Raw genomic sequence first — 20992 nt, forward strand, 5'->3', positions numbered from 1 at the left:
GTTGGGCGCATCTCTGTAGGAGCGGGCTTGCCCGCGAAGCGTTTACAGGGCGAACGGCAGCGCGATGCTGACCTGTTGCCGCTGCGCCAGGCGCTGCTGGAACTCCATCGGATCGTGAATCAGCACGTCCTGCCCGGCGAAGCTCTCGGCGGCGATCAGCCGCGATAGCCAGAAGCGCACGCAGGCCACCCGCAGCAGGGTCGGCCAGAGTTCGGCCTCTGCCGCAGTGAACGGGCGCAGCGCCGCGTAGGCGCCCAGCAGGGCTCGGGCCCGTTGGCCGTCGAGTACGCCTTCATCGTCGGAGCACCAGTCATTCAGGGCGATCGCCACGTCGTAGAGCATCGGTCCCGAACAGGCGTTGTAGAAGTCGATCAGGCCGGTCAGGTGGGTGCCTTCGAACATGGCGTTGTCGCGAAACAGATCGGCGTGGATGTTGGCCCGGGGCAGGGCGAGGATCTTCACCTTCTGAGCGGCGATTTCATCCAGGGCCCGTTGCAGCAGGTCCTGGGCCGTGGGGGCCAGGTGCGACAGCAGTTGCCTGCCCTCTTCCTGCATCCAGTCCAGGCCGCGATCGGTCTTGCGCTTGATCATGTGGTCCTTGGTGGCCACGTGCAGGTGGCCGAGCAGTTCACCGACCTGGGCACAGTGCTGGGCGTTGGCCTGCTTGATGTGCTTGCCCGCCAGTCGCGGTTGCAACAGTGCCGGCTTGCCCGCCAGTTCGCGCAGGGCGACGCCGTCGGTGGTGCGCAGGGCATAGGGCACTGGCAGGTTGGCCTGGTGCAGCACGTCCAGCAGTTCAATGAAGAACGGCATTTCCTGGACCGGGCCACGTTCCACCAGGGTCAGGACGAACTCGCCCTGTTCCAGGCTGATGAAGAAGTTGGTGTTTTCGCTACCAGCGGCGATCCCCTGGAAATCAAGCAGGCGGCCGAGCCCATACGGGGCGAGAAAGGTTTCCAGCTCGGGCCGAGCCAGGGGGGTGAACACAGACATGGTTAAAAACTGCCAGTACGGGCGCTGCTATCCAGCCAGCGCCATTGAGTTGAAGTCGGAGTGGTTTACCACTCAAAGATTTTCCACGAAGGGATCAGCATATCCGGCTGATCCGAACGGATGAAGTTGCCGTCCGAGCCATCGGCACGCACCAGGAAGTAGGGTTTGCCGCCCTTTGGCGTGATCTTGATGGCATACAGGAAGCCATTTTGCCGGTATTCCTGGATGGTCTTGTCGCCTTCCGTGCGAATGGTTACTTCCGGGTCCGCTGATGGCGCATCTTCTGCGGCGATCGCGGCCAATGGAGCGATTGCAATCAAGCCGGTCAGCAGCAAGCGATTTAGTGTGCGCATGATAACCTTGTCCCTTTGTCGTCAACGGTCCCGCTATTCTAGCGCCGGACCCGCCGAAAAGGTTGATCCCGCTCATGAGCCAAGCCCCCCTCGTCCTGGTGGACGGTTCTTCATATCTGTACCGCGCGTTCCACGCGCTGCCACCGCTGACCACCTCCAAAGGCCTGCCTACCGGCGCGGTCAAGGGCGTGTTGAACATGCTCAAGAGCCTGCGCAAACAGTACCCGGACAGCCCGTTCGCCGTGGTCTTCGATGCCAAGGGCGGGACCTTCCGCGATGACATGTATGCCGAATACAAGGCCAACCGTCCGAGCATGCCCGACGACATGCGGGTGCAGATCGAGCCGTTGCACGCCAGCGTGATCGCCCTGGGTTTCCCCTTGTTGTGCGTGGAAGGGGTCGAGGCCGATGACGTGATCGGCACCCTGGCCCGCAGCAGCGCGGCAGCGGACCGCTCGGTGGTGATTTCCACTGGCGACAAGGACATGGCACAGCTGGTGGACGGGCACATTACCCTGGTCAACACCATGTCCGGTAGCAGCATGGATGTGGAAGGCGTGAAGGAGAAATTCGGCGTCGCTCCCGAGCAGATCATCGATTACCTGGCGCTGATGGGCGACTCTTCCGACAACATTCCCGGGGTGCCGGGCATTGGTCCGAAGACCGCTTCCGGCCTGCTGGTCGGGGTCAATGGCGGGTTGAAGGAGCTGTACGAACAGCTCGATATCGTACCGACCCTGCCGATCCGCGGGGCCAAGACCTTGCCGGCCAAGCTCGAAGAACACAAGGAAATGGCCTTCCTCTCCTATCAGTTGGCGACCATCAAGGTCGACGTGCCGCTGGATGTCGGGCTCGACGACCTGCACCTGGGCGAGCCGGACCGCGAGAAGCTGGTGGAGCTCTACAGCCTGCTGGAGTTCAAGAGCTGGCTCGACGAGTTGCAGCGCGATGCCAAGCGTGTCGAGCTCAGCGGCGCTGAGGCGACACCCGCCGCCGTGCCGCCGCCGCAGGCTGTGGAGCAAGCTCCGCTGGAGCTGCAGTACGAAACCATCCTCGACCAGGAGCGTTTCGATGCCTGGCTGGAGAAACTCAAGGGCGCCAAGCTGATTGCCTTCGATACCGAAACCACCGGGATCGATGCGCAGCAGGCGCAACTGGTGGGCCTGTCCTTCTCGGTCAAGGCCGGCGAAGCGGCCTATGTTCCCCTGACCCACTCCTACATGGGCGCGCCGGCACAGCTGGATCGCGACAGCGTACTGCTGGCCCTCAAGCCCTTGCTGGAAGATCCCAAGCTGCTCAAGGTCGGCCAGCACGCCAAGTTCGACATGAACATCCTGGCCAACTGCGCCATCGGCGGCGACCAGGCCAATGGCATCACTGTGCGCGGCGTGGCCTTCGATACCATGCTCGAATCCTACGTGCTCAACTCCACCGCCACCCGCCATGACATGGACAGCCTGGCGCAGAAGTACCTGGACCACAGCACTGTGAGTTTCCAGGACATCGCTGGCAAGGGTGCCAAGCAGTTGACCTTCGACCAGATTCCCCTTGAGCAGGCCGGCCCCTACGCCGCGGAAGATGCCGACGTGACCCTGCGCCTGCACCAGGTCCTGTTCGACAAGCTGTCCGCGATACCGAGCCTGGCCAGCGTGCTCACCGATATCGAAATGCCTTTGGTGCCGGTCCTGGCGCGCATCGAGCGCCAGGGAGCACTGGTGGACGACAAGCTCCTGGGAGTGCAGAGCATCGAACTGGGGGACAAGATGGTCGCCCTGGAGCGCGAAGCCTTCGAGATCGCCGGCGAGGAGTTCAACCTGGGCTCGCCCAAGCAGCTGGGCAGCATCCTCTACGACAAGCTCGGCCTGCCGGTGCTGAAAAAGACTGCCAAGGGCCAGCCATCCACGGCTGAAGAGGTGCTGGCCAAGCTGGCGGAAGACGACTATCCGCTGCCGCGGGTGCTGATGCAGTACCGTTCCATGAGCAAGCTGAAAAGCACCTATACCGACCGCCTGCCGGAGCAGATCAACCCGCGTACCGGGCGCATCCATACCTCCTATCATCAGGCGGTAGCGTCCACCGGCCGGCTGTCCTCCAGCGATCCGAACCTGCAGAACATTCCGGTACGTACCGCTGAAGGCCGGCGCATTCGCCAGGCCTTCATCGCGCCGCCGGGCTACAAGCTGCTGGCAGCGGACTATTCGCAGATCGAGTTGCGGATCATGGCGCACCTGTCCCGCGATGAAGGTTTGCTCAACGCCTTTCGCAACAACCTGGACGTGCACACCGCCACGGCGGCCGAGGTGTTCAAGGTCGAGCTCAAGGACGTCACTTCCGATCAGCGCCGCAGCGCCAAGGCCATCAACTTCGGCCTGATCTACGGTATGGGCGCGCAGAAGCTGGGCAAGGACATCGGTGTCGATACCAAGCAGGCCAAGGCCTATATCGACACCTACTTCGCGCGTTACCCGGGGGTTCGCGAGTACATGGACCGCACCCGCGCCCAGGCCGCGGACCAGGGTTATGTCGAGACCATCTTCGGTCGCCGCCTGTACCTGCCGGAGATCAACTCCAACAAGCCACAGGAGCGCGCCGGCGCCGAACGCACCGCGATCAATGCGCCGATGCAGGGCACCGCGGCAGACATCATCAAGAAAGCCATGGTGGCCGTGGACAACTGGCTGGCGTCCTCGGGGCTGGATGCCCGAGTGATTCTCCAGGTGCACGACGAACTGGTGCTGGAAGTGCGCGAGGACCTGGTGGACCAGGTTCGTGAGGAAATTCGCGGGCACATGAGCGGTGCCGCAACCCTGGATGTACCGTTATTGGTGGAAGTGGGGGTGGGAAATAACTGGGATGAGGCCCATTAAGGGCACTTTTCAGGTGTTTTTGCCGCGGCATAGTGTCGCGGCAAAAACTAGCGAAGAGCTATTAGCACCGAAAATTTCATCGATTATTGCCAATAGTTTTTGCAACCGGCCGGAACTAAATAGGTGAACGCCCACTCAGAGTTACTGAATGGCTGGTGAAGCCCTTCGATGCTCCTATGTTGTGTTAAGTGTTGGCAGATATCTGGACCCCGCCCTAGCGGTCTAGAACTTGAACCCCGAACTTCCCCCTCCCCATACGAAGTCCGGGGTTTTTTTTGCCTGAAAACCGCCTGGGAAATGATCATGCGGCGTTAAAAGCGCGGCGCGAAATGCTCATTTACAGCCAGTAAACTCCGCTTTCGCACCGCGCTTTTGCCTTGCCTGATCATCCCCCAGGCAATTTTCCCTACGTCTCTCAGGCCTCGGCTTCGGCGCCTTTGTCGGCCAGTTCCATCCAGCCCGCCAGCACGGTGTAGGCCTCTTCCAGGCCCATGCGCTTGGGGGCCGAGAACAGTTGGATGGTGACGGCTTCGCCCCAGCCCTTGCGTATCTGCGACTGCACCTTGAGCAGGGTGTTCTTGGCCGCGCCGTAGGTCAGTTTGTCGGCCTTGGTCAGCAGGATGTGCATCGGCATGCCGCTGGCGACCGCCCAGTCCAGCATCAGCAGGTCGAAGTCGGTCATGGGATGACGGATATCCATCATCAGGATCAGGCCCTTAAGGCTCTCGCGGCTGCCCAGGTAGGCTTCCAGGTGACGCTGCCAGTGTTGCTTGAGCGGGATTGGCACTTTGGCGTAACCGTAGCCCGGCAGGTCGACCAGACGGCGATCGTCGTCTAGCTTGAAGAAGTTCAACAACTGCGTGCGACCCGGAGTTTTCGAGGTGCGTGCCAGGCTGGCGTGGGTCAGGGTGTTCAGGGCGCTGGATTTGCCGGCGTTGGAACGCCCGGCAAAGGCCACTTCGAAGCCTTCATCGTCAGGGCATTGATCGACTTTGGCGGCGCTGAGCATGAACGTAGCCTGTTGGCACAGACCGAGGATGGGGTTCTTGAGTTGCATGGGATTTCCGATTGGGGCGATGCCGAGAGTGGACGCGGCGAGCGGTGTCGTTTCCGTTTCAGTAACGCCAGTATATAATGCCGCAGATTTTGTGTGCGCTTTGTCCCAGCGTAGGATGAAGTTCACGAGAGCGATAAACCTTGAATGCGCATTAGAACGCACCACGCTCTCAACCCTGAAAAGGTCGTTTTATGACGAAATGGCTGCTAGCTGCCGGTGTCTTGATGCCGTTTTACGGCGCTCAGGCTACACAGGATCCGGAAGCTGTGTACAACCGTGTTTGTGGGGCTTGTCATTCCGGCCAACTACCCACGGCGCCCCGCAAGGGCGACCAGGAAGCTTGGGCGCCGAGGTTGGCGCAAGGTATGGAGACGCTGGTGCAACACGTGACCCAGGGTTTCAAGGCGATGCCGCCGCGTGGTTTGTGCATGGACTGCAGTGCCGAGGATTACCGAGTCATCATCCATTGGATGAGCGAGTGATCCCGGTCCATAACTCTTAACCCTTAGCCGTAGTTGGATTAGCTGATGAACAAATTACTCGTGAGTCTGCTGTTGACCTTGGGCATCACAGGTGTCGCCCATGCCGCAGGCGACGCTGCTGCCGGTCAGGCGAAAGCCGCAGTCTGTGGTGCTTGCCACGGCCCTGATGGGAACAGCATGGCGCCAAACTTTCCCAAGCTGGCGGGTCAGGGGGAAAAGTACCTGAACAAGCAGTTGCACGATATCAAGTCCGGCAAGCGCCAGGTGCTGGAGATGACAGGCCTGTTGACCAACCTGAGCGATCAGGACCTGGCTGACATCGCCGCCTACTTCGCCAGCCAGAAAGGCAGCGTCGGCGCAGCAGATCCTAAAGTCGTGGCCCGTGGTGAAGAACTGTTCCGTGGCGGCAAGCTCGACCAGGGCATGCCTGCCTGCACCGGTTGCCACTCGCCAAACGGTGCGGGTAACGCAGCAGCCGGCTTCCCCCATCTGGGCGGCCAGCACGCACAGTACGTGGCCAAGCAACTGACCGACTTCCGCGAAGGCAACCGTACCAACGACGGCGATACCCTGGTGATGCGCAGCATCGCTGGCAAGCTGAGCAACAAAGACATCGAAGCGGTGTCCAGCTATATTCAGGGCCTGCACTGAGGCCGGCTCGATCAGCGTTGCCCAAGGTGCTAAGCCACGGCAACGTTAATGATCGATTAATCTGACGGTGCAAGCATAAAGGGTGGCTCAGGCCGCCCTTTTTTATGGCGTCTGCCGCTACACTAGCGAACTCAAGCCCGCCAAGACCTGGCCGAATTCAGGTCGAGCGAGGCGCCAAAATTGTCCAGGAGTAAAGCATGCGTAATCTGATTCTCAGCGCCGCACTCGTCACCGCCAGCCTGTTTGGCGTGACCGCTCAAGCGGCCGAACCGCTTGAAGCCGGTAAACAATATGTCGAGTTGAGCAGCGCCGTTCCGGTTGCCGTGCCAGGCAAGATCGAAGTGGTTGAGCTGTTCTGGTATGGCTGCCCGCACTGCTACGCTTTTGAACCCACCATCAATCCCTGGGCTGAAAAACTCCCGGCCGACGTCAACTTCGTCCGTATCCCGGCCATGTTCGGCGGTATCTGGAACATCCATGGCCAACTGTTCATCACCCTTGAAGCCATGGGTGTCGAGCACAAGGTGCACAAGGCCGTATTCGAGGCCATCCATGGCGGCAAGAAACTCGCTACTCCTGAAGAGATGGCCGAGTTCCTGGCTGGCGAAGGCGTCGACAAGGACAAGTTCCTGAGCACCTACAATTCCTTCGCCGTCAAAGGCAAGGTCGAAGACGCCAAGAAAAAGGCCCAGGCCTACCAGATCACCGGCGTACCGACCATGGTGGTCAACGGCAAGTATCGTTTCGACCTGGGCACCGCCGGTGGTCCTGAAGGCGCGCTGAGCGTGGCTGACCAGTTGATCGCCAAAGAGCGCGCAGCCAAGTAAGCGCCCGCCGCCATGCCGCGCTGGAGCTCGGAACGCATCGTTGGCCTGCATGATCCGCAGGTCAACGAGCACCATTTGGCGTCGTCCGGCCTGCCGGCAGACAGTCGTCTGCGCTTGCTCAGTTTCAATATCCAGGTCGGTATCAGCACCGAACGTTATCGCCATTACCTGACTCGTGGTTGGCAGCACCTGCTGCCCCATCATGGGCGTGCCGACAATCTGCAGAAAATCGGCAACCTGCTTGGCGATTTCGACCTGGTGGCTCTGCAGGAGGCCGATGGCGGCAGCCTGCGCTCCGGCTACGTCAATCAGGTGGAACACCTGGCCCAACTGGGCGCCTTCCCCTACTGGTACCAACAGCTCAATCGCAACCTGGGACGCCTGGCTCAGCACAGCAATGGCGTGCTCAGCCGCCTGCGCCCCTGGGCCATCGAAGACCACCCGCTGCCTGGCCCCAAGGGGCGCGGCGCGATCCTCGTGCGTTTTGGCGAGGGTCCCGAGGCACTGGTGGTGGTGATGATGCATCTGGCGCTCGGTGCCCGCACCCGAACCCGGCAACTGGCGTACATCCGCGAGTTGATCGGCGGCTACAAGCATCAGGTGCTGATGGGGGACATGAACACCCACGCCAGCGACCTGCTGGAGCATTCCCCTCTAAGGGACCTCAGCCTCTTGGCGCCGCAACTGCAGGCGACCTTCCCCAGCTGGCGTCCGCAACGTTGCCTGGACCATATTCTGCTCAGCCCCAGCCTGACCCTGGAGCGCGTGGAGGTCCTGGCCCAACCCATATCCGATCACCTGCCGGTCGCGGTAGAGATTCGTCTGCCGGGTTCGCTCACGGCTGATGCATTGCCCGCGTTGAGTCCTGCCCCTCGCGGAACCGATGAATGAGCGACGACGCCAATCGCTGGAAAGAGAAATACCTCAAAAGTATCGAACAGCAGGAAAAGCTCGAACGCCGATGGGCGGCCCGTCTCGACTTGCTGCGTCGTGGCCTGGTACGCAGCACCCTGGCGGCGGAGGGCACCGATCGCGCGGTCGACCAGTGCATGAAGGAAATGCGCGAGGTGGTACGCACCGACGACATGGACGCCGGGCTTGCTGCCCTGCTGCCGCGCCTGGAAAAAGCCGTGCTGGACTCCGAGCAGCGGCGGGAAACCCGGGTCGAGCAGATGAGCAGCGCGCTGACGGCGCTGGTCAGCCAGTTGCAGTCCCTGCCCCTGCCCCGGGAGGTCAGCCGTCCGCTGAAAGCCTTTGCCAAGCAACTGGATGGCCGGGTTGGCCAGGCGCGGGAAATTCCCTTGCTGCTCGGCGAACTGAGCAGCCTGCAGGGCAAGGCCCTGAGCCAGCTGGAAACCCCGGCCGAACCCGACCGCCCAAGCCTGTTGCAGCGCCTGTTCGGCAGCCGCGAGGCGAGCGAGACGCCAGCCCCGGCGGAGGAAGCCGTTGCGACGAATCCGCCGCTCCCGGCCGCCGCGGCGGAGGCTCATCCACAAGCCGATGAAGCCCCGGCCCCGGAGGATGGCGCGCGCGAGCACTATCAGACGCCGACCCAGGCCTTGCCTGAGGCGGTTTCGGCGCCTGCCGCGCCCGCCCCGGCACAGCCCGAAGTGCAGCTCGAACCTGAGCCGGTTGCCCAGCCGGTTGCCAGCGACGAGCCGGAGGTTGCTGCAGTGCCCGCTCCGGCCCCGGTGGTGGCGTTCGTGCCTCCGGTACTGGTGCAGGAGAAGCCCGTCGAGCCTGTACCCGCTATCGAGGTCGAACCTCAAGCAACCATTTCGCCTGTCGCGGAGCCACAAGCGCCCGTCGATCCCGGGGTGGTCGCCGCTTCCGATTCGCCGCCAGCGCCTGTCGCCGAAGCCGCGCTCAATCCCGACGAGTTGTTGCCCCTGCCGACGGTTTCCCCGGCAGTGCTGCTGGACAGCCTGCCCCTGCCGGCAGTCATGGCCGAGGCCCTGGCCGCCATCGATCCGGAGCAGTCGGAGCACGATGTGCTCTACGCTCTGCCGGATTCGCCCGAGCCCTCCTACAGTTCGGTGGCCAAGCACATCGAGCACACCTTGCTGGGGCTGCTCGACGACCTGAGCCTGCCGGAGCGCCACCGGCCACAGGCCGAGGCCATGCGCGATCGTCTGCAGCATGGGTTGAACTGGTACGAATTGCTGCCGATCCTCGACGATCTGGCGGTGTTGATGCTGGCCATCACCGACTCCGGCCAGCATGAGTTCGAGACCTATCTCAAGCAGCTCAACGAGCGCCTGGAGGCCTTCCAGAGCAACCTGCAGGCGGCCAGCGACGGCCATGCCGACAGCAGTTCGGCGGCACGGGCCATGGACAGCCAGATCCGTGAACAGGTCGACGGCCTGCAAAGCAGCGTGCAGGAGGCCGCCGACCTGGATGACCTCAAGCAAGTGCTGGAAAGCCACCTGGAAGGCCTGCTGGGCACCATGGACCACCACCAGAAGCAGCGCGACGAGCGTGAACGGGAAGTGGCCGCCCGCCTGCAAAGCCTGGCGGAGCGGGTTTCGAGCATGGAGCAGGAAGCCCAGGGCTACCGTGAGCACCTGGAAGAGCAGCGGCAGAAGGCGCTGATCGATCCGCTCACCGGCCTGCCCAACCGGGCTGCCTGGAGCGAACGCCTGGAACATGAAGTCGGCCAATGGCAACAACATGGCAACAGCCTGCTGCTGGCCATGCTCGATCTCGATCATTTCAAGCGGATCAACGACAACTACGGTCACCTGGCCGGTGACAAGGTGTTGAAGATCATCGCCAACGTACTGCGCAAACGCCTGCGAGGCAGCGATTTCATCGCACGTTTCGGTGGCGAGGAGTTTGTTCTGCTGCTGCCCAACACCCCCTGGCCGGTGGGCGTGCGCATTGTGGAAGCCCTGCGCGCGGCAATCGAGGCGTGCCCGTTCCATTTCAAGGGCGAGCCGGTGACCATCACCGTGTCCGTCGGGCTGAGTGCGTTCAAGGCCGGTGATCGCAGCGATCTGGTGATCAAAAGAGCCGATCAGGCGCTGTACCGGGCCAAGGATGCCGGCCGTAACCGGGTGGAAGCTGGTTGAGGAGCCAGCACTTTGCTGAATGAAAGCGCTGTTTTGCCCATGATCGCCAGGGCAGTACGTTACACTGTTGCATTATCGTCTTCAGCGTACTGCCTTTTGCCATGAAACTTCTTGCTCTTGCCCTCTCCCTGCTGATCCTCGCCGGCTGCGCCAGCGGCCCGCGCATCGACACCAGCCACCCGTCGGTCAATTACGATCAACGCGCCCAGTTCATCATCGTCCACTACACCTCGGCATCGCTGGAGCGCTCCCTGGCCCTGTTGACCCATGGCCAGGTCAGCAGCCACTACCTGATCGGCGATGACAAGTCCGCCACCATCTACAAGCTGGTGGACGAGCAATACCGTGCCTGGCATGCCGGTGACAGCCAGTGGCAGGGTCGGACCTGGCTCAACTCCAGTTCCATTGGCATCGAGATCGTCAACCCGGGGTTCCGCGATGGCCCCAGCGGGCGGCTCTGGTACCCCTACAGCGAAGCGCAGATCCAGAACCTGATCGTGCTGCTCAAGGACATCAGCAAGCGCAACAACATCTCGCCGCGCCACATCATTGGCCACAGCGATATCGCCCCCATGCGCAAGCTGGATCCGGGCCCGTTGTTTCCCTGGAAACGCCTGGCCGAGGCCGGCCTGGGACTGTGGCCCGATGCCCAGGCAGTGGCACGCCAGCAGGCGTTCTTTACCGTGAGCCCGCCGAGCATCGGTTGGTACCAGCAGCAACTGGCCCAGCTGGGTTACGCCACGCCGCAGACCGGCGAGCTGGACAAGGCGACCCGTAACGTCCTGGCCGCATTCCAGATGCACTACCGGCCGGGGCGTTTCGATGGTACGCCGGACGCAGAAAGCGCGGCCATCCTGATGGTGCTCAACCAGACAAAATAATGACGCCGCCGGACGGTTGGGGCCGATTGTCCAATCAGTTGCTATAACTCATTGGTAATCCTTCGGATCTCCCATGATGCCGGCCGCTCGCGAGCCCTTGCGTACCTGGTTCCATCGCCCCTGGACGCTGGCGATGCTGGCGGCTGTGCTGAGTGCGGTGATTTTGCTGCTGGGCAGCGCCGGGCTGGCCATGCACCAGGTCCAGCAACGGGAAAGCGAGCAGATGAACGCCCAGGGGCAGCGTTTCCTGGAGCGGCTGGAGCAGTTGTTCGGGCAACTGCGCGAAGGTCTCGACGTGCTGGAGGCGCAGCCGCTGCGCGAGTGCAACGCCGATCTCATCGCAGCTCTGCAGCAGGTCAGCTACAGCTATCGCTTCATTTATGAAGCGGCCTACAGGGACGCCACCCACACTTGTTCCAACTGGCCACGGCAGAACCTCCTGCCGGCGGCCAGGCCGCCGGATATCCGCGGGCCGACCTACAGCTACTGGCTCAACACCTCGACCCAGCCCAATGAGAACCTTGCTGCGCTGATGCTGGGTCGCGGCAACTTTCGCGTGGCCACTTCCCGCGGGCACCTGACCGATGTGGTCGATCTGCCTCCCGGTGGCAGCCTGATGGTGGTGGTGGATCATGGTGCCCGGGCGATACCGGTGCTCGGCCCGGCCCATGCCTGGCCCCCCGCACAGCCTTGGCGGGGGGGCCGCGACGGGCCCTTGCAGGTCACCCCGGACCTGCTGATCTATCGCATGCCCACTCGCAACCCCGAGTACCAACTGGTGCTGATCACCCCTCGCGCCAGCCTGCAGGGCGAAGTGCTCGACGGTTGGTGGTGGTTGCTGCCCTCCAGCCTGGTGCTGGCGCTGTTCATCGGTGGGTTGGTGTATCAGTTGGTCCGCCAGCGCCAGTCCCTGGGGGCGGAGCTGCAAGGGGCCCTGCGCCGCGGCGAGCTGCAGGTGCTGTACCAGCCGATCTTCGATCTCAGTAGCCGGCTCTGCGTGGGGGCCGAGGCCCTGCTGCGCTGGCGCCGCCCGGACGGCACCCTGACCAGCCCCGACCTGTTCATCCCGCTGGCGGAGAACACCGGGCAGATCCGCCAGATCACCGACTTCGTCCTGCAGCGCCTGCTGGAGCAACTGGGGCATGTGCTACGGGCCAATCCCCAGCTGTACATCTCAGTCAACCTGGCGGCCTGCGACGTGATGGTCCCGCGGATCGGCATGGTCATGGCGCGGCTGCTGGCGACGCATCGGGTAGCGGCCCGGCAGATCGCCTTCGAGGTCACCGAGCGTGGGCTGATCGATGTGGTGGTGGCGCGCAACAACCTGCAGGCCCTGCGCGATGTCGGGCATCAGGTGCTGATCGACGATTTCGGCACCGGCTATTGCAGCCTGGCCTACCTGCAGAGCCTGCCGGTGGATTGCCTGAAGATCGACAAGGCGTTCATCGATGCCCTGGGGCACGATGCCGCCAGCAGCGGCGTGGCGCCGCACATCATTCGCATGGCCCACGCATTGAAACTCAAGGTGATTGCCGAGGGTATCGAGTTCGAGGACCAGGCGCTGCTGCTCAGCAGCGAGGGCGTGAGCTTCGGCCAGGGCTGGCTGTTCGCCCATGCCCTGAGTGCCTTGCAGTTCACTGAGTTGATTACCCGTGGCCGACGGCTGGTGGCCAGGCGCCTGGATGATGAAGCATGAAGCCCTAGAGCGGCAGGGCCAGATAGAACTGGGTGCCCTGCCCGGGCCTTGAGTAGACGCCCATGCGCCCGCCATGCAACTGGACGATCTCCTTGCACAGCGCCAGCCCGAGGCCGGCACCGCCCTTCTTGCGGCCCACCTGGACGAAAGGTTCGAAGATCCGCCCTTGCTGGCCATAGGCGATACCCTCGCCATTGTCTTCGACGCTGACGATCACCCGCTCGCCATGGCGCCGCGCCTGCAGGCGGATCTGGCCCTCGCTGGCGGTGTGGCGCAAGGCGTTGTCGATCAGGTTGTCCAGCACCCGCTCCAGTTGTGCGCGGTCGGCATGCAGCCGTGGCAACGGCGCCTGGATCTCCAGCAGCAGGTCGATGCCCTGCTGTTGGGCCTGCTCGCTGAAGCGGCCCTGGGCCTGCACCAGCAGTTCTTCCAGGGGGCAGGGAGCGAGGGTGAGTTTCTGCAGGCCGTTCTGATAGCGGGAAAAATTCAGCAGGTCGTTGATCAACTGCATCAGGCGCTGCATTTCCTCGTTGACCGTATTAAGCAGGTCGGTTTCCCGGGACTCCTCGGGAAAGTGCAGGCGTTCCTGAAGCAGCCCGAAGGCCATGTGCATGCCGGTGACCGGGGTACGCAGTTCGTGGGAGGCGCGCAGCACGAACTCACTGCGCACTCGTTCGAACGCCCGTTGCTCGGTGACATCGTGCAGCACCATCACGGCGCCGAGAATATGGCCCTGGGTATGGCTGACGGGGGTCAGGCTGTAGGTCAGCAGGCGCGACTCGCCGTCGACCTCGATATCCAGGTCGTCCGGCGCCCGTTCCAGATTGCCGCCGCGCAATACCAGCTGTAGCTGCTCATCCAGCTCCGGGCGTTGCAGGGCGCTGCCCAGGCCCTGGCCGAGGCGCTCCTGGTCCCAGCCCAGCTGGCGCTGGGCCACGGGGTTGAGGTGTTCCAGGCGGCCCTGGCGGTCGATCATCAGCAAGCCGTCGTCAATACTGTCGAGCACGGCCTGCAGGCGCTGCTGGCCGGCCAGCAGCTCATCGACATTGGTTGCCTGATGCTGGCGCAGGGCCTCGGCCATGATGCCGAAGCGTCGGGTCAGCAGGTTCATCTCCGCCGCCGCTGAAATGGGCAGGGTGACGTCGAAATTGCCTTCGCCAATCTTGTCCGCAGCCTTGGCCAGGGCTTCGATCGGCCCGCCAAAGCGCCGGGCGATGGCATGGGCTGTGACGAAGCCGATGATCAGCACCGCCAGGGCCACCAGGCCCAGCAGGCCGGCCACCAGCCATGCACGGTTGCGGGCCTGCTGCTCCACCTGGCTGATGTTGTCCAGGGCGCGCTTGTGTTCGTTGATCAGCCCGCCGCGCAAGGCGTTGAAGCGCTCGGTCAGCTCGTTGTTGTCATGCAGCCCGCTTGCGGTGCTGTTGCGCTCGAAGGCTTGGTAGAAGCTCAGGTAGTCGCTACGGGCCTGCTGGAAGCCACTTTGTACCTGGGTCTGCCGATCATGGGCGATGCCTTCGTCGAGCAGTTCCAGATAGTGCTGCCGGGAGGTTTCCAGGGCGGCGCGGTCCGGCTGCTTGCCGAGCATGATGATCAGCTGGTCGCCCAGGGTCTGGCGCAGCTTGAGGCCCAGGTCCAGGGTGATGAAGTTGTTGCGGATCAGCGATTCCTGGGTGCTGGCCATCTGCATCACGCTGACCAGCCCGAGCACCAGGCCCAAGAGGGCCACGGTGATCAGGGCCGAGATGCTCAGAAACAGCCGGGTGCGCAGTTTCATCGCTAACTTCATAGGGTGTTGCTCACAGGTTGTACTGTTTGCGTTTGCGGTACAGCGTCGACGCGTCGATACCCAGGGTCTTGGCGGCTTGATCCAGGGTGTCGCTGGTGGCCAGGACCGCACCGATGTGGGCCTTTTCCAGCTCGTCCAGGCTCAGGGCGGCGCCGATCCGCGGGGCGTTGTTGGTGGGTTGCTCGGCCATGCCCAAGTGGCTGATTTCCACCCGCTCCTGCGGGCAGATGATGCTCGCCCGTTCTACCACGTTGCGCAGTTCGCGGATGTTGCCCGGCCAGCGGTAGTTGAGCAGCGCTTCCCGGGCTTCATCACTGAAGACCCGGGCCGGGCGCGAATACTCTTTGACGAAGCGGGCGAGGAAGCGGTCGGCCAGGGTCAGGATATCTTCGCTGCGCTCGCGCAGGGGCGGCAGGTGCAGGGTGATGACGTTCAGCCGGTACAGCAGGTCTTCGCGGAAACGCCCGTCGCGCACCATGTCTTCAAGGTTGAGGTTGGTGGCGGCGAGGATGCGCACATCGGCGCGGCGGGTTACCGGGTCGCCGACGCGCTCGTATTCCTTGTCCTGGATGAAGCGCAGCAGCTTGGGTTGAAGGGTCAACGGGAAGTCGCCGATCTCGTCGAGGAACAGGGTTCCGCCATCGGCCTGGTTGACCCGGCCCAGGGTGCTCTCGCTGGCCCCGGTAAAGGCGCCGCGGCTGTGGCCGAAGAGTTCGCTTTCCATCAGTTCGGCAGTCAACGAGGGGCAGTTGATGGTCACGCAGGATTTCTTGGCGCGTTTGCTCCAGCCGTGAATGGCCCGCGCCAGCTCGCCCTTGCCGGTGCCGGACTCGCCGAGGATAAGGATGTTGGCGTCGGTGCTGGCCACCTGACGCGCGGTTTCCAGCACCACTTTCATTGCCGGGCTGTGGGAGTCCAGGCCGTCCTTGGGCTTGCGCACCTCACCTTCGAGGGCTTCCAGGCGTGCCGAGAGCTGGCGTACTTCCAGCTGCTTGGCGGTGGCCAGGCGCAACTGGTCGGGGCTGCAGGGCTTGACCAGGTAGTCTGCGGCGCCGGCCTGGATCGCATCTACTGCGGTGTCCACGGCAGAGTGAGCGGTGACGATCACTACCCGCATCCAGGGTGCCTGGGTACGCATTTGTGCCAGTACGTCGAGGCCGTTGTCTTCGCCCAGGCGCAGGTCGAGGAAGCACAGGTCGAATACCTGGCGTTGCAGCAGAGCATCGGCCTGCGCCGCGCTGTTGGCGGTGGCCACGGTGTAGCCCTCGTCTTCCAGGCAGTAGCGGAAGGTGCGAAGGATTGCGGATTCGTCATCCACCAGAAGGATGCGGCCTTGATTCTCCGGCGCTGACTCCATTTCCCGAGGCTCCTTAATGAATGATCTTTATTTAGTCCCGGAAAAATCGGGCAAGTTGCAAGGTTGATTCTGATCCATTCCAGCGCCAGCAGGTTAGATATCTCCGGCTGAAACGGCTAACAGGCTGAAATTACGCATGTTTTACCCAGAGTAGCTGCTGGGTGGGTCTGTATCAGGCTATTGGCCATTCATCAAAGTTCCCCCCTGTGATCAAAAAACGCTCACTGTTTTCCCGGTGCATCGTGCATTTCGCACGGCCGGCATGGGGGCATCGTGCAGTATGCGTGTGGAATGCTTTTGGTAATTTGATTTAAGTATTTGATTTTATTGAATTTAATTTCAAAGAAAAAGCTGGCATGCAGCCTGCAATATCCCTCTCATCGAGAAGCGCCGGCCGTGGCTTCCATAACAACATCACCACCAGTGTGGGAGGAGTTTCAGGATGAATCGCCAACGTCTTGCCCAATTGCGTATTGCGCCACTGCATCTCCAGCAAGGCCTCTTCGCCGTTCTGGCGTTGCTGGTCACCCTGATCGCCGGGCAACAGTTCCAGCGCTGGCAGGACAGCCAGGCACCCGCGCCGCGAGTGCCGGTTCATCACTTCACCCAGACCCATTTCAGTTCGGTGAGCAGCCAGCTCAACGACCAGGTCCCCATGCAACTGATGGCCGTCGACCAGGCACAGCCGGTCGCGGACGCGCCACGTCAGGAACGCTGGGTGTTCTAGCACCAAGGCCGGGCCCGCAATCGGCGGCGCCGGGCTGGCTCCATAGGCAGCACCACTAATAGAAGAGTAAGGAGAATCATCATGCTGAGCTGGGCAATCACATTCCTGATCATTGCCATTGTCGCTGCGGTCCTGGGCTTCGGTGGTATCGCGGGCACCGCCACGGGTATCGCCAAGATTCTCTTTGTGGTGTTCCTGGTGATGTTCATCGCTTCGTTCTTCTTTGGCCGTCGAGGCCGAGGCTGACCATGAGTCTCACGTTGAAGACATTGACTGCCGCGCTGCTGCTGGGCGCCAGCGCCCTGGCGTCGGCGGCCAATGATGGCCAGGCACGAGCCAATCAGCTGCTGGGGTCGGACCCGCAGTTTCGTGAAACCTGGCAGGGGGTCGTGCACAAGGAGGAGCGCCTGCCCGAGTGGGTGATGAACCTCTCGGGTGATGCGCCGCAACAGATGAATGCCATGACCGAAGATGGCGATCAGTATCTGGTGGGCCCTCTGTGCGAAACCGCTCAGAGTTGTCAGAACCAGCGTTTGATTGTGGCCTTCAGTTTCGACAAGAAGCATGCCTACGCGATGCTGGTGGACGTGCCGGCGGGTTTGCCCGCGGACAAGTCACCGACCCGCCACGCCAATTATCGGTTCCTCGGCAAGCCCGATGACGGCATGCAAGCGCTGCTCCAAGAGCAGTTGCGCAAGGACCCGAACTGGTACTGATGTGCAAATTGCCGATATTGCATAACAGATAGACGAAAGGGCCGCCCTGGCGCTTTCGGCTGTTGCACCACCCGAGGAGGGCGAGTGCATGACCAAGGGGCCGGGATGTTCTGATCCACGGGTGATCGGAGTGACCTAGGGGTACAGGGAGTGCCTCCGCAAGGGCCGGGTCAGGAAAGAGCGGCGGCGCAAGCTCCCAGGTCGGCCACCGACCTGATGAGCTTGCGGCGTGCTTGAATGGCAAAGTCCTGTGCTAGAGCCGTCCGTCTGACAATTTCCGTGCTCGCGCGGGAAAAAATCTTCCTTTGACTCCGATCAAACGTTTCCTGGTGTTTCTCTGCGACCGTATATCGAGAAACTTTGTGCGAATTGCGCAGCGTTTCCGGGCGCCCGAATCAGAGCAATCCTAAACTTTTTTAGCCTTTTTCCTGACCCCTCCGACAAGCCTGCACGCCGCCTGAAATGGCCGTTTCACGGCATTTTTGCCTGCCGAAATGTCGTATTCGAACCGGTTGGGACGCTCGTTTTGTTTGGAAAAACTCATGCCGATTCGGCATAGGGTAGGCGTTTACGGCATTAGACGTGCCTCCCTAGCATCGGAATAGTTGCGCCTTTTTTCGCCCGCAGAGAGCCGTAAATGCTCGTTCGGGATGACCTTATACGGGGGCCGATGCACAAACTTTTCCGCCATTGAGCGTTCCAGTTCGCGCATCAGCCCGAGTCCAACTGAAGTAAGGGTAATGATATGAAGAAGGCAAAATTAAGCCTCGCCTGGCAGATCCTCATCGGTCTGGTCCTGGGGATTGCGATTGGCGCGCTGCTCAATCATTTCAGTGCTGAAAAGGCCTGGTGGATCAGCAACGTCCTGCAGCCTGCGGGCGATATCTTTATCCGCTTGATCAAGATGATCGTGATCCCGATCGTCATTTCCTCGCTGATCGTCGGCATCGCCGGTGTCGGTGACGCGAAGAAACTGGGGCGCATCGGCCTCAAGACCATCATCTACTTCGAAATCGTGACCACCATCGCCATCGTCGTCGGCCTGCTGCTGGCCAACCTGTTCCATCCGGGCGCAGGCATCGACATGAGCACCCTGGGCACCGTGGACATCTCCAAGTACCAGGCCACTGCGGCCGAGGTGCAGCATGAACACGCGTTCATCGAGACCATCCTCAACCTGATTCCATCGAACATCTTCGCGGCCATGGCCCGCGGCGAGATGCTGCCCATCATCTTCTTTTCGGTGCTGTTCGGCCTGGGCCTGTCGAGCCTGCAGTCCGACCTGCGCGAACCGCTGGTGAAGATGTTCCAGGGCGTTTCGGAAAGCATGTTCAAAGTCACCCACATGATCATGAACTACGCCCCTATCGGCGTATTTGCACTGATCGCGGTGACCGTCGCCAACTTCGGTTTCGCCTCCCTGCTGCCGCTGGCCAAGCTGGTGATCCTGGTGTACGTGGCCATCGCCTTCTTCGCTTTCGTGATCCTCGGCCTGATCGCCCGCCTGTTCGGCTTCTCGGTGATCAAGCTGATGCGCATCTTCAAGGATGAGCTGGTCCTGGCCTACTCCACCGCCAGCTCGGAAACCGTGCTGCCGCGGGTGATCGAGAAGATGGAAGCCTACGGCGCGCCGAAAGCCATCTGCAGCTTCGTGGTGCCGACCGGCTACTCGTTCAACCTCGACGGTTCGACCCTGTACCAGAGCATCGCGGCGATCTTCATCGCCCAGCTGTACGGCATCGACCTGTCCATCAGCCAGCAACTGCTGCTGGTGCTGACCCTGATGGTCACCTCCAAAGGTATCGCCGGGGTTCCGGGCGTGTCCTTCGTGGTCCTGCTGGCCACCTTGGGCAGCGTCGGCATTCCTCTGGAAGGCCTGGCCTTCATCGCTGGTGTCGACCGTGTGATGGACATGGCGCGTACCGCCTTGAACGTGATCGGCAACGCCCTGGCGGTACTGGTCATCTCCCGTTGGGAAGGCATGTACGACGACGCCAAGGGCCAGCGTTACTGGAACTCCCTGCCGCACTGGCGCAGCAAGGAAAAACTGCCAGCAGGCGAAGCGTCCAAAGGCTAAGCGCCTATTGTGTAGGAGCTGGCTTGCCAGCGAAGAGGCCCCAAGCCCTTCAGCTGCCTGAAGACCGCCTTCAGCGGCAATCCAGCCCCAACAGATGACAGGCCCCGGTTAATCCGGGGTTTGTCGTTTCTGCCCGCCCCGCTATCATTCGCCGCATCTTTCGAGGGGTATGACCGATGCTCAATGGCCTGTGGCTTGGCTTCTTTATCGTGGCAACCGTGTCGGCCCTGGCGCAGTGGCTGGTGGGTGGCAACGCGGGGATCTTTGCTGCCATGGTGGAAAGCATCTTCGCCATGGCCAAGCTGTCGGTGGAGGTCATGGTCCTGCTGTTCGGCACCCTGACCCTGTGGCTGGGTTTTCTGCGCATCGCCGAGAAGGCTGGAATCGTCGAGTGGCTGGCCAAGGTCCTGGGGCCCCTGTTCAAGCGCCTGATGCCGGAAGTGCCGCCGGGGCACCCGGCCCTGGGCCTGATCACCCTGAACTTCGCCGCCAACGGCCTGGGCCTGGACAACGCCGCCACGCCCATCGGCCTCAAGGCCATGCGCGCCCTGCAGGAACTCAACCCCAGCGCCACCACTGCCAGCAATGCGCAGATCCTGTTCCTGGTGCTCAACGCCTCGTCCCTGACCCTGCTGCCGGTGACCATCTTCATGTACCGCGCCCAGCAAGGCGCGGCGGACCCGACCCTGGTGTTCCTGCCGATTCTCCTGGCCACCAGCGCCTCGACCCTGGTGGGCCTGCTGTCGGTCGCGGTGATGCAGCGCCTGCGCCTGTGGGACCCGGTGGTACTGGCCTACCTGGTTCCCGGGGCCCTGGCCCTGGGCGCCTTCATGGCCTTGCTGGCCACCCTGTCGGCCACGGCCCTGGCGTCCCTGTCGTCGATTCTCGGCAACCTCACGCTGTTTGGGCTGATCATGCTGTTCCTGGTGGTCGGCGCGCTGCGCAAGGTCAAGGTCTACGAGGCCTTTGTCGAGGGCGCCAAGGAGGGCTTCGACGTCGCCAAGAGCCTCTTGCCATACCTGGTAGCGATGCTCTGCGCCATCGGCGTGCTGCGGGCGTCCGGGGCCCTGGATTTCGGCCTCGACGGCATTCGTCATCTGGTGGAGTGGGCCGGTTGGGACACACGTTTCGTGGATGCCTTGCCCACTGCCCTGGTCAAGCCGTTCTCGGGCAGTGCGGCACGGGCCATGCTCATCGAGACCATGCAGACCCAGGGCGTGGACAGCTTCCCGGCCCTGGTGGCGGCCACCATCCAGGGCAGTACCGAAACCACCTTCTATGTGCTGGCGGTGTACTTCGGCGCGGTAGGCATCCAGCGAGTGCGGCACGCCGTGGGCTGTGCCTTGCTGGCGGAATTCGCCGGCGTGGTGGCGGCGATTGCGGTTTGCTACTGGTTCTTTGGATGAGTTGAGCGAGCCTTCGCCGGCAAGCCGGCTCCTACACCCTCC

General features: G+C 62.4%; 18 protein-coding genes. 13 read left to right on the plus strand and 5 right to left on the minus strand.

Going from position 1 to position 20992, the window contains the following annotated elements; translation table 11 throughout:
• Positions 1-42 precede the first annotated feature (42 nt).
• Together F6S12_RS22300 and F6S12_RS22305 are read right to left on the minus strand one after the other, a co-directional pair.
• Positions 43-993: a homoserine kinase gene (locus F6S12_RS22300; RefSeq protein ID WP_011058468.1), complete on the minus strand. Its 951-nt coding sequence runs from the start codon at positions 991-993 to the stop codon at positions 43-45.
• 65 nt (positions 994-1058) lie between these two features.
• Positions 1059-1346 carry a DUF2782 domain-containing protein gene (locus F6S12_RS22305; protein ID WP_011058469.1) on the minus strand — a complete coding sequence of 96 codons (288 nt, stop codon included), beginning with the start codon at positions 1344-1346 and terminating at the stop codon, positions 1059-1061.
• A 74-nt stretch (positions 1347-1420) separates the two neighbouring features.
• Here F6S12_RS22305 and polA point away from each other — a divergent pair, with 74 nt between their 5' ends.
• Positions 1421-4213 (plus strand): DNA polymerase I, encoded by a 2793-nt coding sequence (polA, locus tag F6S12_RS22310; protein WP_123472559.1) that lies wholly within the window; start codon positions 1421-1423, stop codon positions 4211-4213.
• A 415-nt stretch (positions 4214-4628) separates the two neighbouring features.
• Here the strand turns inward: polA and yihA are convergent, their stop codons facing one another.
• Positions 4629-5270 carry a ribosome biogenesis GTP-binding protein YihA/YsxC gene (gene yihA, locus F6S12_RS22315; RefSeq protein WP_011058471.1) on the minus strand — a complete coding sequence of 214 codons (642 nt, stop codon included), beginning with the start codon at positions 5268-5270 and terminating at the stop codon, positions 4629-4631.
• A 191-nt stretch (positions 5271-5461) separates the two neighbouring features.
• Between yihA and F6S12_RS22320 the strand changes: the two genes are divergently transcribed.
• The 7 genes from F6S12_RS22320 (at position 5462) to F6S12_RS22350 (ending at position 12878) form a co-directional block, all read left to right on the plus strand.
• Positions 5462-5752 carry a c-type cytochrome gene (locus F6S12_RS22320; RefSeq protein ID WP_015633654.1) on the plus strand — a complete coding sequence of 97 codons (291 nt, stop codon included), beginning with the start codon at positions 5462-5464 and terminating at the stop codon, positions 5750-5752.
• 45 nt (positions 5753-5797) lie between these two features.
• Positions 5798-6403, plus strand: coding sequence for a c-type cytochrome (locus F6S12_RS22325; protein WP_011058472.1), 606 nt, complete (start codon positions 5798-5800; stop codon positions 6401-6403).
• A gap of 197 nt (positions 6404-6600) precedes the next feature.
• Positions 6601-7230, plus strand: a complete 630-nt coding sequence (locus tag F6S12_RS22330; protein WP_011058473.1) for a thiol:disulfide interchange protein DsbA/DsbL — start codon at positions 6601-6603, stop codon at positions 7228-7230.
• 12 nt (positions 7231-7242) lie between these two features.
• Positions 7243-8121, plus strand: a complete 879-nt coding sequence (locus tag F6S12_RS22335; RefSeq protein ID WP_011058474.1) for an endonuclease/exonuclease/phosphatase family protein — start codon at positions 7243-7245, stop codon at positions 8119-8121.
• Positions 8118-10301 (plus strand): GGDEF domain-containing protein, encoded by a 2184-nt coding sequence (locus tag F6S12_RS22340; RefSeq protein ID WP_123472558.1) that lies wholly within the window; start codon positions 8118-8120, stop codon positions 10299-10301. The genes F6S12_RS22335 and F6S12_RS22340 overlap by 4 nt, the downstream gene beginning before the upstream one ends.
• Positions 10302-10402: 101 nt before the next feature.
• Positions 10403-11182 carry an N-acetylmuramoyl-L-alanine amidase gene (locus F6S12_RS22345; protein WP_011058476.1) on the plus strand — a complete coding sequence of 260 codons (780 nt, stop codon included), beginning with the start codon at positions 10403-10405 and terminating at the stop codon, positions 11180-11182.
• A 73-nt stretch (positions 11183-11255) separates the two neighbouring features.
• Positions 11256-12878 (plus strand): EAL domain-containing protein, encoded by a 1623-nt coding sequence (locus F6S12_RS22350; protein ID WP_123431166.1) that lies wholly within the window; start codon positions 11256-11258, stop codon positions 12876-12878.
• 4 nt (positions 12879-12882) lie between these two features.
• On the opposite strand, the gene F6S12_RS22355 is transcribed toward F6S12_RS22350, so the two are convergent.
• Both F6S12_RS22355 and algB read right to left on the minus strand, forming a co-directional pair.
• The gene (locus tag F6S12_RS22355) at positions 12883-14667 is read right to left on the minus strand and encodes a KinB sensor domain-containing domain (protein WP_011058478.1); all 1785 of its coding nucleotides are present in this window, start codon (positions 14665-14667) and stop codon (positions 12883-12885) included.
• 10 nt (positions 14668-14677) lie between these two features.
• On the minus strand, positions 14678-16024 hold the full coding sequence (gene algB / locus F6S12_RS22360) for a sigma-54-dependent response regulator transcription factor AlgB (protein WP_011058479.1): 1347 nt from the start codon (positions 16022-16024) through the stop codon (positions 14678-14680).
• Positions 16025-16466: 442 nt separating this feature from the next.
• Between algB and F6S12_RS22365 the strand changes: the two genes are divergently transcribed.
• From F6S12_RS22365 to F6S12_RS22385, 5 genes are all read left to right on the plus strand, one after another.
• Complete coding sequence (locus F6S12_RS22365; RefSeq protein ID WP_123472557.1) at positions 16467-16751, plus strand: hypothetical protein; 285 nt, start codon at positions 16467-16469, stop codon at positions 16749-16751.
• Positions 16752-16832: 81 nt separating this feature from the next.
• The gene (locus tag F6S12_RS22370; protein WP_003170804.1) at positions 16833-16997 is read left to right on the plus strand and encodes a DUF1328 domain-containing protein; all 165 of its coding nucleotides are present in this window, start codon (positions 16833-16835) and stop codon (positions 16995-16997) included.
• A gap of 2 nt (positions 16998-16999) precedes the next feature.
• Positions 17000-17467, plus strand: coding sequence for an inhibitor of vertebrate lysozyme family protein (locus tag F6S12_RS22375; protein ID WP_019095623.1), 468 nt, complete (start codon positions 17000-17002; stop codon positions 17465-17467).
• A 745-nt stretch (positions 17468-18212) separates the two neighbouring features.
• Positions 18213-19544: a glutamate/aspartate:proton symporter GltP gene (gene gltP / locus F6S12_RS22380; RefSeq protein ID WP_011058482.1), complete on the plus strand. Its 1332-nt coding sequence runs from the start codon at positions 18213-18215 to the stop codon at positions 19542-19544.
• Positions 19545-19720: 176 nt separating this feature from the next.
• A complete protein-coding gene (locus tag F6S12_RS22385) occupies positions 19721-20950 on the plus strand; it encodes a nucleoside recognition domain-containing protein (RefSeq protein ID WP_019095624.1) in 1230 nt (409 codons plus the stop codon).
• Positions 20951-20992: the final 42 nt, after the last annotated feature.

The organism is Pseudomonas sp. JV245A (assembly GCF_032424515.1).
Classification (GTDB): Bacteria; Pseudomonadota; Gammaproteobacteria; order Pseudomonadales; family Pseudomonadaceae; genus Aquipseudomonas; species Aquipseudomonas protegens.